Raw genomic sequence first — 12379 nt, 5'->3', positions numbered from 1 at the left:
CAGGTGCCGAGAACAAGGGAGCCGCCGTGGACGCCGTAACCCAGACCCCAGCCCCGGAGAACGAGACGGTGCTGACCTACGCGCCGGGCAGCGCCGAGCGCGCCGAACTCGAAGGCGCGCTGAAGAAGCTGGGCCAGGCCGGGCCCGTCGACCTGACCGTGACCGTCGGCGGCGAGCAGCGCGCCGGCGGCGGCGAGAAGATCGACGTCGTGCAGCCGCACAACCACGGCCACGTGCTGGGCACCATCCACAGCGCGACCCGGCAGGACGCCACCGACGCCATCGCCGCCGCGGGCCGGGCCGCCCCGGAGTGGCGCGCGCTGTCGTTCGACGATCGCGCCGCGATCCTGCTGCGTGCCGCCGACCTGCTGACCGGCCCGTGGCGCGCCACGCTGAACGCGGCCACCATGCTCGGCCAGTCGAAGACCGCCACCCAGGCCGAGATCGACTCCGCCTGCGAGCTGGCCGACTTCTGGCGCTTCAACGTCGAGTTCGGCCGCCGCATCCTGGCCGAGCAGCCGATCAGCTCGCCGGGCGTGTGGAACCGCATGGAGCACCGCCCGCTCGAAGGCTTCGTCTACGCGATCACGCCGTTCAACTTCACCGCGATCGCCGGCAACCTGCCCACCGCGCCCGCGCTGATGGGCAACACGGTGCTGTGGAAGCCGTCGCCGACGCAGAGCTTCGCCGCGCACCTGACCATGCGGCTGCTCGAAGAGGCCGGGATGCCGCCGGGCGTGATCAACCTGCTGCCGGGTGACGGCAAGGACGTCTCCGAGGTGGCCCTGACCCACCGCGACCTCGCGGGCATCCACTTCACCGGTTCCACCCCCACCTTCCAGCACCTGTGGGCCACGGTCGGCGGCAACATCTCTGGCTACCGCGGCTACCCGCGCCTGGTCGGCGAGACCGGGGGCAAGGACTTCGTGCTGGCGCACCCGTCGGCCGACCTCGACGTGCTGCGGACCGCGCTGGTCCGCGGCGCTTTCGAATACCAGGGCCAGAAGTGCTCCGCCGCCTCGCGCGCCTACATCCCGCGCAGCCTCTGGGAGCAGCTGAAGGACAGCCTGGTCGCCGAGACCGAGGCGCTGTCCTACGGCGACGTCACCGACCTGAGCCACTTCGGTGGCGCGGTGATCGACCGGCGCGCGTTCGACAAGCACGCCTCGCTGTTCGAGCGCGTGAAGGGTGACGCCGAGGTCGAAATCCTCACCGGCGGTACCGCGGACGACAGCGTGGGCTACTTCGTGCAGCCGACGGTCCTGGTCTCGACCAACCCGAAGCACGAGATCTTCAGCACCGAGTACTTCGGCCCGATCCTGTCGGTGTACGTCTACGACGACCAGGAGAGCTCGGCGTTCGACTCCGTCCTGCGGCTGATCGACGAGACCGCGGCCTACGCGCTGACCGGCGCCGTGATCGCGAACGACCGCACGGCCGTGGCGAAGGCCTCGGAAGCGCTGCGGTTCGCCGCCGGCAACTTCTACGTCAACGACAAGCCGACCGGCGCCGTCGTGGGCCAGCAGCCCTTCGGCGGGGCCCGGGCCTCGGGCACCAACGACAAGGCCGGGTCGATCTTCAACCTGCTCCGCTGGACGAGCCCGCGCTCGGTCAAGGAGACCTTCGTGCCGCCGACCGTCGTGCGTCACCCGCACCAGGGCTGAGGGGGAAGCCGTCATGCTGCGTGCCCCGCTGCTCGCCGCCGCCCGGTCCCGCCGGATACGCGCGCTGATCGAAGCCGTGCCCGCCACCCGCGCGGTGGTCGGCCGGTTCGTGTCCGGGTCCGCGACCGCCGACGCCGTGCGCGTCGCCCGGGAGCTGGCCGCCGACGGCCGGTCGATCACCATCGACCACCTCGGCGAGGACACCACCGACGCCGCCCAGGCGGCCACCACCGTCCGGGCCTACGAAGACCTGCTCTCGGCGCTGGCCGAGCAGGGCCTCGCCCAGGGCGCGGACGTCTCGGTGAAGCTCTCGGCCGTCGGGCAGTTCCTGCCCGCCGACGGCGAGGGCGTCGCGCTGGAGAACGCGCGGAAGATCTGCGCCGCGGCCCAGGCCGTCGGCGCGACCGTGACGCTCGACATGGAGGACCACACCACCACCGACTCGACCCTCGGCATCCTGCGGGAGCTGCGCGGCGAGTACCCGTGGGTCGGCGCGGTGCTGCAGGCCTACCTCAGGCGCACCGAGCAGGACTGCCGCGAGCTGTCCGGCCCGGGTTCGCGGGTGCGGCTGTGCAAGGGCGCCTACGCCGAACCGGAGTCGGCGGCGTTCCAGGACAAGGCCGAGGTCGACCAGTCGTACGTGCGCTGCCTGCGCGTGCTGATGGCCGGCCAGGGCTACCCGATGGTGGCCTCGCACGACCCGCGGATGATCGCCATCGCGGCGAAGCTGGCGGCCGAGGCCGGGCGCACGGCGGCCGACCACGAGTTCCAGATGCTCTACGGCATCCGGCCGCAGGAGCAGAAGCGGATCGCCGCCGAAGGCTCCATCATGCGGGTCTACGTGCCGTGCGGCGACGAGTGGTACGGCTACTTCATGCGCCGGCTGGCCGAGCGGCCGGCGAACCTGGCGTTCTTCCTGCGCGGGCTGGCCACTCGGTCCTGAAGGTCCGCCCCCGGACGGAAAAGCCCTCCTCGCCGAAACGGTGAGGAGGGCTTCTTCGCGGGCCGGGTCAGGACTGCTGGGCCTGCTGCTCGGCCGCGGCCTTCTTGACCTGGTCCATGTCGACCCCGCGGGCCTGCTTGATCAGGTCCTCCAGCGCGGCGGCGGGCAGCGCGCCGGGCTGGGAGTAGATCAGCGTCTTGTCGCGGATCACCGCGAGGGTCGGGATCGACCGGATGTCGAACGCGGCGGCGAGCTGCTGCTCGGCCTCGGTGTCGACCTTGGTGAACACGATGTCCGCGTGCTGCTCCGAGGCCTTCTCGTAGACGGGCGCGAACTGCCGGCACGGGCCGCACCAGCTCGCCCAGAAGTCGATCAGGACGAACTCGTGGTCGGACACGGTCTGGTCGAAGTTGGCGGTGGTCAGCTCGACTGTGCTCATACCGTCCCCAACGGGTGAGCGCGGGCGGGAATTCCCCGGGGGGCGGTAGCGTCTTGTCGTCTTGGACCATCTCGGACCATCTCGGAGGAACTATGGCTGACGGCGGGATCATGGGGCGGATCGACGAGCTGATCTCCGAGGAGCACGAGTTGCGGGCCCGGTCGGTGGGGGCGGGGCTGTCCGGGGAGGACCGGGAGCGGCTGGCGGGGGTGGAGCAGGAGCTGGACCAGTGCTGGGACCTGCTGCGGCAGCGGCGGGCGAAGGTGGAGTTCGACGAGGATCCGGCGGGGGCGAAGGTGCGGTCGGTGGGCGAGGTCGAGGGGTACCGGCAGTAACGGGCCCATCCGAAGACGCGTTCCGGCTCTGGATCGGGTCACGGCCGGGTGTGGGTGGTGTTGCCGGGTCGCGCCGGGTTCTAGGCGGGGCAGAGGGTGCCGTCGGCCGGCACCTTGCCGTCGATCAGGAAGGCCTGCGCGGCCGCGGTGACGCAGGGGTTCAGGCCCACCGCGCCGTGGGCCGGGCCCGGCCAGGTGACGGTGACGGCACTGGGCATCTGGCCGGCGGCGCGGGTGGTGCCCTGGCCGGGGGTCACCGGGTCGGTGGTGATGGCGGCGACCAGGATGGGCGGGGCCCCGGGGGCCCCGGGCGGGGGAAGGGGTTCGCGGCGCACGGGCCAGGCCCCGCACCAAGCGAGTTCCTGGGCGGCCAGGGCGCCGAACTGGGGGTACTTCGCGCGCAGGGTCCCGGCCGTCCGGTCGATCTGGTCGGCGGGCAGGCGGGTGGCCGCGTCGTTGCAGCGGGTGGCGATGGTGCCGCCGATGCGGGACGGGGTGCCCTGCTGGTCGATCAGCATGGGGGCGGCGAAGGACTCCAGGGCGGTGACGTCGCCGGAGCGGGCGGCGGTGATCGCGTCGGCCAGGGCGGGCCAGCGGGAACGGTCGGCCAGGGCCAGGTAGACGCCGTACATCGCGATGCCGGGGGTCAGGGCGGTGCCGTCGGCGGTGGCCACGGGGGTGGCGCGGAGCCGGTTCAGCACCGCGGTCAGGGCGGTTTTCGGGTCGCCCATCCCGCAGCCCCGGGCGGTGCAGTCGGCGCCGAAGGCGTCCAGGGTGTCCTGCGCCCCGGCGGCCACCGCGTCCAGGACCGCGGCGCGGTCGGCGCCGGGATCGGGCAGGCCGTCCAGGACCAGGCGGCCGACCTGGGCGGGGAAGCGGACCGCGTACTCGGACAGCACCTTCGAACCGTCGCCGCGGCCCAGCGCGCTCAGCTTGTCCAGGCCGAGCTGACGGCGGAGCTGGTCCAGGTCGCCGGCGGTGCGCCAGCTGTCCAGGGCGGTTTCGGCGGTGTCGAGGTCGATCGCGCACTGCTGGCCGGCCCGGCGGGCGGCGTCGAGGACGGCGCCCAGCCCGCCCTGGGCCGGGTCGGCGCCCAGGAGGGCGTCCCGGGCTTCGGGGGGTACGCACTGCACCCCGCCGGACAGGCCGGTGCCCCGGCGGTCCACGCCGATCAGGGTGAACTTCCGCAGGAACGCGGCGGGCAGCTGCGCGGCCAGGCGCGCGGCGAAGACCGAGCCGGGGTCGCCGCCCACGTCGTTGACCACCACCAGCGGGATCGGACCGGTGCCCGCCTTCAGCACCAGGATCCGGGCGAGCAGGTGCTGGGTGTCGTCGGGCGCGTCGAGGGGCGCGGTCATCCGCGCGCAGCTGAAGCGCAGTGACGCGGGCACGCCCGGCTGGCCCATCCGGTCGCGGGTGTCCTGGTCGCAGTCGCTCCAGCGCAGCGAAGGCGACTGCGGCGCCGAGAGCGGGGGCAGCGGCACCGCGGCCGCGCTCGGCGGTGCGGGCGTCGCGGCCTTGCCGTCGTTCTCCACCACGGCCGGGCGCACCGAAGGGCCGGTGGTGCAGCCCGCGAGGGTCAGCGCCCCCAGCGCCACGACCGCCAGCCGGGTGCGCAGACGGGGACGGCGGGCGGAACGGCGGCGCACAGGCTTGGTCCTCACGTCTACTCGGGCGAACTCCCGGTCGAGCTTGGCACGCCGGGTGTGGGGCGGAAGTTAGCGGGGGCGAGAGCGGACGAGCGGTTCAGCGGGTTCGCACCACTTCGCCCCGGAACACCGCGGACAGGTCGTAGCGCGCGGGCTCGTCCAGCTGGGCGTAGCCGCACGAAGACGGCTCGCGGTCCGGACGCCAGCGGGCGAACTGCGCGGTGTGGCGGAACCGTGCGGGAGCGCCGCCTTCGGTGTGCTCGTAGGCGACCTCGACCACCCGCTCCAGCCGCAGCGGCACCCACGGCTGCTCCTTCGCCCGCCAGCGCGTCGGGCCGCCGGGGACGCGCTGGCCCTCGCGCACGGCGTCGCCGAGCCACGGGTGGTCCTCGCCGCCGGTGACCAGGGGCGCGAGTTCGGCCGCCAGTTCGCGGCGGCGCGCGGCCGGGAACGAGCCGACCACGCCGACGTGGTGCAGCAGCCCTTCGCCGTCGTAGAGCCCGAGCAGGAACGATCCGACCGCCTCGCCCGGCGCCCCGTCGACGTGCCAGCGCAGCCCGGCCAGCACGCAGTCGGCGGTGCGGGAGTGCTTGTACTTGAACAGGATCCGCTTACCCGGGGTGTACGGCTCGTCCAGCGGCTTCCCGATCACCCCGTCCAGACCGGCCCCCTCGAACAGCTCGAACCAATGCCGTGCGGTGTCCGGGTCGGTGGTCGCCGGGGTCAGGTGGAAGCCATCCGCGGCCAGCCGCTCCAGCCGTGCCCGGCGGGCCGAGGTCGGTTCGTCCACGAAGGACTCCTCGCCCAGCGCCAGCAGGTCGAAGGCGACGAACTCGGCGGCCGACTCCTCGGCCAGCAGCCGCACCCGGCTCTCGGCCGGGTGGATGCGCTCGGTGAGCGCGTCGAAGTCGAGCCGGCCGTCGCGGGCGACCACCAGCTCGCCGTCGAGCACCACCCGCTCGGGCAGGGTCTCCCGCAGCCGCCCGAGCACCTCGGGGAAGTACCGGTTGAGCGGCTTCTCCGCCCGCGACTGCAGGGTCAGCTCGTCACCGTCGCGGAAGACCAGGCAGCGGAAACCGTCCCACTTGGGCTCGAACAGCAGCCCTCCCGAGTCCGGGATCGCCTTCGCGGGCTTCGCGAGCATGGGCTTGATCGGTGCCTGCACGGGGAGGGCCATGCGGGCATTCTGCGCACAGAACCCGCTCAGCGCACGCGCGCCGGGCCCGTCGTGTCGAGTTCGAGCCGCACGGCGGTGGGCAGCACGTCGAGCCCGAGCGACTCCCGGGCCCGCGTGAGCACGTAGGTGTCGAAGTCCGACCAGACGCGGCGGACGTCACTGCCCTCGCGCAGCCACAGCGTCACCCGGAGGGCGGGCTCGGCCGTGGTGCCGATGGAGCGGGCGCGCGCCCGCACGACCCCGATGATCTCCTCGGCGTCGGCCTGCACAGCCTGGGTGATCGCGCCCGAGGTGACGGTCAGCTCCGCGCCGGGCGTCCGGTCGAGCCGCAGGTCGGGGCGGGGCTCCGGGCGCAGCGAGCGCAAGAGCCACCACAGGCCCAGCACCAGCAGCACCACCCCGAGCACCAGTGCGCCGATCCGCGCGGAACGGGCGTGGTCGCCGAGCCAGCCGACGGCCATCGGGTCCAGCAGCGGGCGGTGCCCGCGGAACCGGCCGAGCCAGCCCTGGCCGACCACGAGCGCGACGGCCCCGGCCAGGACCGCGAGCAGCCCGGCCACCAGGGTCAGCGCGCGCTCCCCGCCGTACGAGCGGCCCAGGGCGCGGTGGGCGGGGGAACGGCTCATCGGGGTACCTCGGTCAGCACGGGTCGGCGGTGGTCAGGGGTGGCCGGTGGGGGTGGAGGCTCATCGGCGGTCCTTCGGCGAGTCGACGACCACGGTCACCTTCGGCCGGTGCGCCAGCGGGACCCCGTCCAGCACGGTGCCGACGGTTTCGAGCAGGCGCGGCCGGAGCTGGGCCTCGTCCTCCAGCCGGCTGGAGGCGCGCACGCGGATCCGGCGCGCACCGGCCGTCACACTGGCGCCGCTGACGTTGTCCTGCGCGCGCACGGCCAGCCCGACCATCCGCGCCAGCGAGCGCGGCGAGGTGCTCACCGAGACCCCCTCGGCCGGGTCGGTCATCCGCACCGCGCGGCGGCCCGCGCCGAGCGACAAGGCCACCAGCACCAGCCCGGCGACGAGCACGACGGCGGCGGCGACGCGCACGGGCGTCGCGGTCCAGTCGAGCCCGGCCAGGTGCTCGCGCCAGCGCGGCCACGGCACCAGCAGCGGCGCGCTCCGCGGCTTCCACCAGTGCCAGCCGACTTCCAGCGCGAGCAGCGCCCCGCCGGCGGCGACGGCCAGGGCGAGCAGCGTGGACAGCAGCCGGACGACGACCCGCATCAGCGCACCCGCGGGCGCGCGTCGGGCAGCAGCGCGGAGACCGTCACGGCGACCGAGCGCACGCGGTAGGCGGTGATCCGCTCGACCTCCTCGGTCACCTTCGACCGCACGTCGCCGGTCACCGCCCGCACCGGGCCGGGGTAGCGCAGGGCCAGGTCCAGCGCGAGGTCGACGTCGTTGTCCTGGCCGCCGACCCGCACCCGGGCGCCGGTGCGCCCGGCGCGCACCGTGCCGGGCACCTGGTCGGCGGCGTGCTGCGCGATCTTGCGCACCACGGCGTGGGCGATGCTGAGCGTGCCGCGTTCCCCGGGTTCGGCGAGCCCGGCCCGGGGCCGATCGACCCCGGCCACGGGTGCGGTCACCGGTCCCGGCCCTTGCCGCCGAACAGCTCGCGCAGGTCCAGCTCACCGTCGAGGACGCGCCCGACGACCAGCCCGATCACGCCGACCGCGAGGGTCACCAGGAAGGCGGTGAAGCCCTGGGTGGCGGCGAGGCCGAGGATGAGCCCGGCGAGCAGACCGGTCTGCGTTGCGGTCAACGTTTCCTCCTGGGGTGCGAAGACTTCTGAGTGTCCACTGTGGCCGGACGGGAGCGCTACCCGACCCGGGCCGGGCCCGGCCCGCCGGCTGGTTCGCCGGGCAGGTGGACGTCGTTGACCGCGATGTTGACCTCGATCACCTCGAGCGCGGTGATCGCCTCGACGGCCGAGATCACCGTGTGGCGCACCGCGCGGGCCACGTCGGTGATGCTCACGCCGTACCCGACCACCAGGTCGAGGTCGATCGCGGCCTGCTTCTCGCCGACCTCCACCGAGACCCCGGAGGTGGAGGTGGTGCCGGCGCCCGGGATCCGTTCGCGCAGCGCCCCGAACGCGCGGGAGGAGCCGCTGCCCAGCTCGTGCACCCCGGCCACCTCCCGCGCCGCGCGCGAGGCGACCTTCTGCACCACGAGCGAGGAGATGGTGGTGCGGCCCGGCGTGCCGGGCTCGTTCAGGGGGGCCGGGGCGGCCGGGCCGGGAACTGCGGATCGGTTCGGGCTCGGCTGCACCATGGAGTTCTCCCTCTTGCTGTTCGGCTCCGAGCGCGGCGCGCCCGGCTACGGGAGCTTTCCCACTCCCACGACGTCCCAACCGGCCGGATCCGCACGGCTCGTCATCCCGATGGGGGAACGAGCCCGGCGGGGTGCCGGACCCCACCTCCTCGGAGCGATCCCCCGGCGGCGGTATCAGTCGCGGCGCCGCCGGTAGCGCAGCAGCGTGAAGCCGTCCTCGACGAGGATCGACGCGAGATCCAGCCTCCGCGGCGGCGAGACGGCCGGGCCCGCCGCGATCCGGCCGGAGCCGCCCCCGGTGAGCAGCGGCGAGACGGTCAGGCACAGCTGGTCCACCAGGTCCGCGGCGGCGAGCGCGGCGAACAGCGCGGGCCCGCCTTCGCAGTCGACGCGGCTTAGCCCGTGCTCGGCCAGCACCGCCAGCGCGCGCGCCAGATCCACGTCCTCGTCACCGGCCGCGATCACGGTGGCCCCGGCCTCGGTGAGCTCGGCGGTGTCGGCCTTCGTGGTGGTGACCACGATCGGGGCCACGGCCGTGTCGGTGAACAGGCGGCTGCCCGGGTCGAGCGCGGCCGAACGCGTGACGACGGCGATCGGCGGCACCGGGGCCAGGCCGAGGCGCGCGCGGCGGGCGGCCCGGGCGGGGTTCGACCGGGCGCCGCGGTAGTCCTCGGCGCGCGCGGTGCCGGCGCCGACCAGGACCACGTCGGCGAGGTCGCGCGCGAGCAGGAACACCCGCCGGTCGGCCGGGTGCGAAAGGCCGCGGGACAGCTCGTCCACGGCCGCGGCCCCGTCGGCGGACGCGACGAAGTTGACCTGGACGAACGGTTCCGCGAGCGGCTCGGGATAGCCGTAGACCCGCTCCAGCTCGTCGTCGGACACCGGGGGGCCTTCCCCGCCCGGTGATGGTGGCCACACGTTCTGCACGGCGCCCATCCCAGCACGGGCCTCCGACCGCCCCCACCGGGGGATACCCGCTCCGGCCGCCCCGCACGGGCGGGTCAGGCGGTGGCTAGGCTCTGCGACCATGCCCGCGACTGCCCTGACCGACCGGTTTCCCGAGCTCGGGGCCGACGAACTGGTCGATTCCCTGGTTCCGCCGCCGCGGTTCGCCCGCGCCCGGTTCGGCACCTACGTGCCCAACCCCGAGGAGCCGAGCCAGGCCGCCGCGGTCGAGGCCTGCGCGGCGTTCGCGCGGGGGATCGGCGAGCGGCCCGCGCGCAAGTCGAAGTGGCGTTCGCTGTTCGGCGGCGCCGCGGCGGAACCGGCCGGGAAGCGGGGGCTCTACCTCGACGGCGGCTTCGGCGTCGGCAAGACCCACCTGCTCGCCTCGGCCTGGCACGAGGCGCCCTCGCCCAAGGCGTACGGCACCTTCGTGGAGCTGACCCACCTGGTCGGCGCGCTGGGCTTCGCCGAGGCGGTGCGGCGCCTTTCGGAGCACCGGCTGCTGGCGATCGACGAGTTCGAGCTGGACGACCCGGGGGACACCACGCTGGTCAGCCGGCTGCTGCAGGAGCTGATGGACGCGGGGGTGCACATCGCCGCCACGTCGAACACCCTGCCGGACAAGCTGGGCGAGGGCCGGTTCGCCGCCGAGGACTTCCTGCGCGAGATCCAGGCGCTGTCCCGGCGGTTCGGCGTGGTGCGGGTGGACGGTCCCGACTACCGCCACCGCGGCCTGCCCGACGCGCCGCCGCCGGTGAGCGACGAGGAGCTGGCCGCCTCCGCCGCCACCCACGAAGGGTCCACTTCGGACGATTTCGACGCGCTGGTGGAGCACCTGGCCCAGCTGCACCCCTCGCGGTACGGGAAGCTGCTCGACGGCGTCCGGCGGGTGCACCTGCGGCAGGTGAAGCCGGCGCCGGACCAGAACGTGGGCCTGCGCCTGGTCGCCTTCGCCGACCGGCTGTACGACCGCGCGATCCCGGTCGTGGTTTCGGGGGTGGCGCTGCCGGAGCTGTTCACCGGGGAGATGGTGAACGGCGGCTACCGCAAGAAGTACCTGCGCGCGGTCAGCCGGCTGACCGCGCTGGCGCGCGACGCGGTGTGACGGCGCGCAGGCCGGTGACCACGGCGGTGCCGAAGAAGGTGCCGCCGGCCACGTCGGTGAGGTAGTGGTAGCCGAGGCCGGTCAGGCCGGCCGTGGCGCAGGCCAGCAGCACCACGCCGAACGCGGCGGCCGCGGTCTTGCGGCGGGCCAGCAGGACCAGCACCACGAGCACGGCGACCAGGCTGACCGTGTGCCCGCTCGGGTAGACCAGGGTGGCGTCCTTCTCGCGGTCGAACAACGGCTTGAGCACCCAGGTGGTGAGCGCGACCGCGATCGCCGGGCTGAGCACGGCCAGCAGCGCGTCGGCCGGGCGGCGCCGGTACAGGCAGGTGCCGGCGATCACCGCGATGGCGGGCAGGAGCACGTACGGCTCGGTCGGCAGCACCAGCGCGCTCAGCAGGCCGTGGCCGAGACCGGCCGTGGGCACGACGTCCAGGGGCCCGGGGGAGCGCCCGCCCGCGTAGACGAGGCCGAGCGCGAGCGTGGCCAGCGCGCAGGCGAGGGCGACGGCGGCGAGGATCCGGCGGGTCACGGGTCCTCCTTCCGGTTCGCCCGTTCGTCGCAGCAGCGTACGCGGATGGCGGGTGGCCGCCGCGGACCCGGTTCGGCCACCATGCTGGGGACGAAGGGAGACGCATGAGGGTCACCGTGGTCGGGGGCGGGATCGCCGGGCTGTGCTGCGCGCACCGGCTCGCCGAGGCCGGCCACCGCGTCACCGTGCGGACGGCGGGCAAGCCGGGGGAGTCGACCTCGGCGGTCGCGGGCGGCCTGATCTACCCGCCGATGGAGACCGGCGACGGGCGGGTGGCGCGCTGGACGGCCGTGGGGTTGGAGGTGTACCGGAATTCGCCCGCGGCGCCCGGAATCCGGTTCCGGCCCGGCTCGATCACCTTCGCCGAGGACCGCCCCGGCCCGCCGTGGCTGTCGGCCATGACCGACGTGACCCGCGAGGGCGGGCGGCTCGGCTTCACCACGGCGCTGGTGGACATGCCGGTGTACCTCGGGTGGCTCGCGGAGCAGGTGGCCGCGCTGGGCGTGCGCACGGAGTACGCGGGGGTGGCGTCGCTGGCTTCGCTGGCGGAGGGGGACGCGGACGTGGTGGTCAACGCCGCCGGGCTCGCCGGTGGAACCCTGGCCGGCGACGACGCGCTGGTGCCGGTCCGCGGCCAGGTCGTGCACCTCGCCGACCCGGGCCTGACCTCGTGGACGGTCGCGGAAGAGGACGACGAGCTGACGTACGTCTTCCCCCACGGCCGCCACGTGGTCTGCGGCGGCACCGAAGAAATCGGCCGCGGCGACCTCGACCCGGACCCGGCCGCGGCGTCGGCGATCGTGCGCCGGTGCCGGGCCCTGGTCCCGGAGCTGGCGGAGGCGCCGGTGCTGGGGACCCGGGTGGGGCTCCGGCCGGGGCGGCCGTCGGTCCGGCTGGAGCGAGTGGGGAACGTGGTGCACGACTACGGGCACGGGGGCGCCGGGGTGACCCTGGCCTGGGGGTGCGCCGAGGACGTGGTCGGGCTGCTGTAGCCCGGCCCGGCCGGGGCGATCCTTCGCCGGTTCGCGCCGGGGTCGGAACGGCCGGAACCCGGACGGGACCAGCCGGGCCGGGCCGGTCCCGTCCGCGCCGGGCCGTCGAACGGCGCCGGGTCTGTCGAATGGTGCTGGCCCATCGAATGGTGCTGGCCCATCGAACTGTGCTGGCCCATCGAACTGTGCCGGGCCCATCGAACCGTGCTGGCCCGTCGAACGGCGCCGAGCCACCGGACGCGCCGAGTCATCGAACTGTGCCAGGCCCATCGAGCGGCGCCGGGCCACCGGACGCGCCGAGTCATCGAACTGTGCCAGGCCCATC

At 74.5% G+C, this 12379-nt stretch carries 15 protein-coding genes; 5 read left to right on the top strand and 10 right to left on the bottom strand.

Translation table 11 applies throughout. From position 1 onward, the window contains the following. Positions 1–26: 26 nt before the first annotated feature. Both pruA and NYF13_RS24520 read left to right on the top strand, forming a co-directional pair. Positions 27–1664, top strand: a complete 1638-nt coding sequence (pruA, locus tag NYF13_RS24525) for an L-glutamate gamma-semialdehyde dehydrogenase (RefSeq protein WP_315659984.1) — start codon at positions 27–29, stop codon at positions 1662–1664. 13 nt (positions 1665–1677) lie between these two features. Continuing rightward, complete coding sequence (locus NYF13_RS24520; protein ID WP_315659982.1) at positions 1678–2607, top strand: proline dehydrogenase family protein; 930 nt, start codon at positions 1678–1680, stop codon at positions 2605–2607. Positions 2608–2674: 67 nt separating this feature from the next. Here NYF13_RS24520 and trxA read toward each other — a convergent pair whose 3' ends face one another. Continuing rightward, the gene (trxA, locus tag NYF13_RS24515) at positions 2675–3046 is read right to left on the bottom strand and encodes a thioredoxin (protein WP_315659979.1); all 372 of its coding nucleotides are present in this window, start codon (positions 3044–3046) and stop codon (positions 2675–2677) included. A gap of 92 nt (positions 3047–3138) precedes the next feature. On the opposite strand from trxA, the gene NYF13_RS24510 reads away from it, so the two are divergent. Beyond that, entirely contained in the window at positions 3139–3381 is a 243-nt protein-coding gene (locus NYF13_RS24510) for a DUF2630 family protein (protein ID WP_315659978.1), read from the top strand. Positions 3382–3461: 80 nt separating this feature from the next. On the opposite strand, the gene NYF13_RS24505 is transcribed toward NYF13_RS24510, so the two are convergent. The 8 genes from NYF13_RS24505 to NYF13_RS24470 form a co-directional block, all read right to left on the bottom strand. After that, on the bottom strand, positions 3462–5030 hold the full coding sequence (locus NYF13_RS24505; protein WP_396287632.1) for an alpha/beta hydrolase: 1569 nt from the start codon (positions 5028–5030) through the stop codon (positions 3462–3464). 97 nt (positions 5031–5127) lie between these two features. Then, on the bottom strand, positions 5128–6207 hold the full coding sequence (locus NYF13_RS24500; RefSeq protein ID WP_315659977.1) for an ATP-dependent DNA ligase: 1080 nt from the start codon (positions 6205–6207) through the stop codon (positions 5128–5130). Between the two features lie 26 nt (positions 6208–6233). Then, positions 6234–6833, bottom strand: coding sequence for an alkaline shock response membrane anchor protein AmaP (locus NYF13_RS24495; protein ID WP_315659976.1), 600 nt, complete (start codon positions 6831–6833; stop codon positions 6234–6236). A gap of 60 nt (positions 6834–6893) precedes the next feature. Continuing rightward, positions 6894–7430, bottom strand: a complete 537-nt coding sequence (locus NYF13_RS24490; RefSeq protein ID WP_315659975.1) for a DUF6286 domain-containing protein — start codon at positions 7428–7430, stop codon at positions 6894–6896. Next, positions 7430–7792: an Asp23/Gls24 family envelope stress response protein gene (locus NYF13_RS24485; RefSeq protein ID WP_315659974.1), complete on the bottom strand. Its 363-nt coding sequence runs from the start codon at positions 7790–7792 to the stop codon at positions 7430–7432. Before NYF13_RS24485 ends, NYF13_RS24490 begins: the two co-directional genes overlap by 1 nt. Then, the gene (locus tag NYF13_RS24480) at positions 7789–7968 is read right to left on the bottom strand and encodes a hypothetical protein (RefSeq protein ID WP_315659973.1); all 180 of its coding nucleotides are present in this window, start codon (positions 7966–7968) and stop codon (positions 7789–7791) included. Before NYF13_RS24480 ends, NYF13_RS24485 begins: the two co-directional genes overlap by 4 nt. 56 nt (positions 7969–8024) lie before the next feature. Next, positions 8025–8480, bottom strand: a complete 456-nt coding sequence (locus NYF13_RS24475; RefSeq protein WP_315659971.1) for an Asp23/Gls24 family envelope stress response protein — start codon at positions 8478–8480, stop codon at positions 8025–8027. A gap of 174 nt (positions 8481–8654) precedes the next feature. After that, on the bottom strand, positions 8655–9407 hold the full coding sequence (locus NYF13_RS24470; RefSeq protein WP_396287631.1) for a pyrimidine reductase family protein: 753 nt from the start codon (positions 9405–9407) through the stop codon (positions 8655–8657). A 100-nt stretch (positions 9408–9507) separates the two neighbouring features. Here NYF13_RS24470 and zapE point away from each other — a divergent pair, with 100 nt between their 5' ends. Next, entirely contained in the window at positions 9508–10530 is a 1023-nt protein-coding gene (gene zapE / locus NYF13_RS24465) for a cell division protein ZapE (RefSeq protein WP_315659968.1), read from the top strand. Here the strand turns inward: zapE and NYF13_RS24460 are convergent. Continuing rightward, complete coding sequence (locus NYF13_RS24460) at positions 10493–11062, bottom strand: phosphatase PAP2 family protein (RefSeq protein WP_315659967.1); 570 nt, start codon at positions 11060–11062, stop codon at positions 10493–10495. The genes zapE and NYF13_RS24460 overlap by 38 nt on opposite strands. 104 nt (positions 11063–11166) lie before the next feature. On the opposite strand from NYF13_RS24460, the gene NYF13_RS24455 reads away from it, so the two are divergent. Next, positions 11167–12054 carry an FAD-dependent oxidoreductase gene (locus tag NYF13_RS24455; protein ID WP_315659965.1) on the top strand — a complete coding sequence of 296 codons (888 nt, stop codon included), beginning with the start codon at positions 11167–11169 and terminating at the stop codon, positions 12052–12054. Positions 12055–12379: the final 325 nt, after the last annotated feature.

The organism is Amycolatopsis sp. PS_44_ISF1, from assembly GCF_032335455.1.
GTDB lineage: Bacteria > Actinomycetota > Actinomycetes > Mycobacteriales > Pseudonocardiaceae > Amycolatopsis.
This window is presented reverse-complemented; position numbering and strand designations above follow the sequence as displayed.

Coding starts and splice junctions, on each gene's coding strand:
- NYF13_RS24520 (WP_315659982.1), top strand. CDS start 1,678: ATGCTGCGTGCCCCGCTGCTCGCCGCCGCCCGGTCCCGCCGGATACGC.
- trxA (WP_315659979.1), bottom strand. CDS start 3,046: ATGAGCACAGTCGAGCTGACCACCGCCAACTTCGACCAGACCGTGTCC.
- NYF13_RS24510 (WP_315659978.1), top strand. CDS start 3,139: ATGGCTGACGGCGGGATCATGGGGCGGATCGACGAGCTGATCTCCGAG.
- NYF13_RS24500 (WP_315659977.1), bottom strand. CDS start 6,207: ATGGCCCTCCCCGTGCAGGCACCGATCAAGCCCATGCTCGCGAAGCCC.
- NYF13_RS24495 (WP_315659976.1), bottom strand. CDS start 6,833: ATGAGCCGTTCCCCCGCCCACCGCGCCCTGGGCCGCTCGTACGGCGGG.
- NYF13_RS24490 (WP_315659975.1), bottom strand. CDS start 7,430: ATGCGGGTCGTCGTCCGGCTGCTGTCCACGCTGCTCGCCCTGGCCGTC.
- NYF13_RS24475 (WP_315659971.1), bottom strand. CDS start 8,480: ATGGTGCAGCCGAGCCCGAACCGATCCGCAGTTCCCGGCCCGGCCGCC.
- zapE (WP_315659968.1), top strand. CDS start 9,508: ATGCCCGCGACTGCCCTGACCGACCGGTTTCCCGAGCTCGGGGCCGAC.
- NYF13_RS24455 (WP_315659965.1), top strand. CDS start 11,167: ATGAGGGTCACCGTGGTCGGGGGCGGGATCGCCGGGCTGTGCTGCGCG.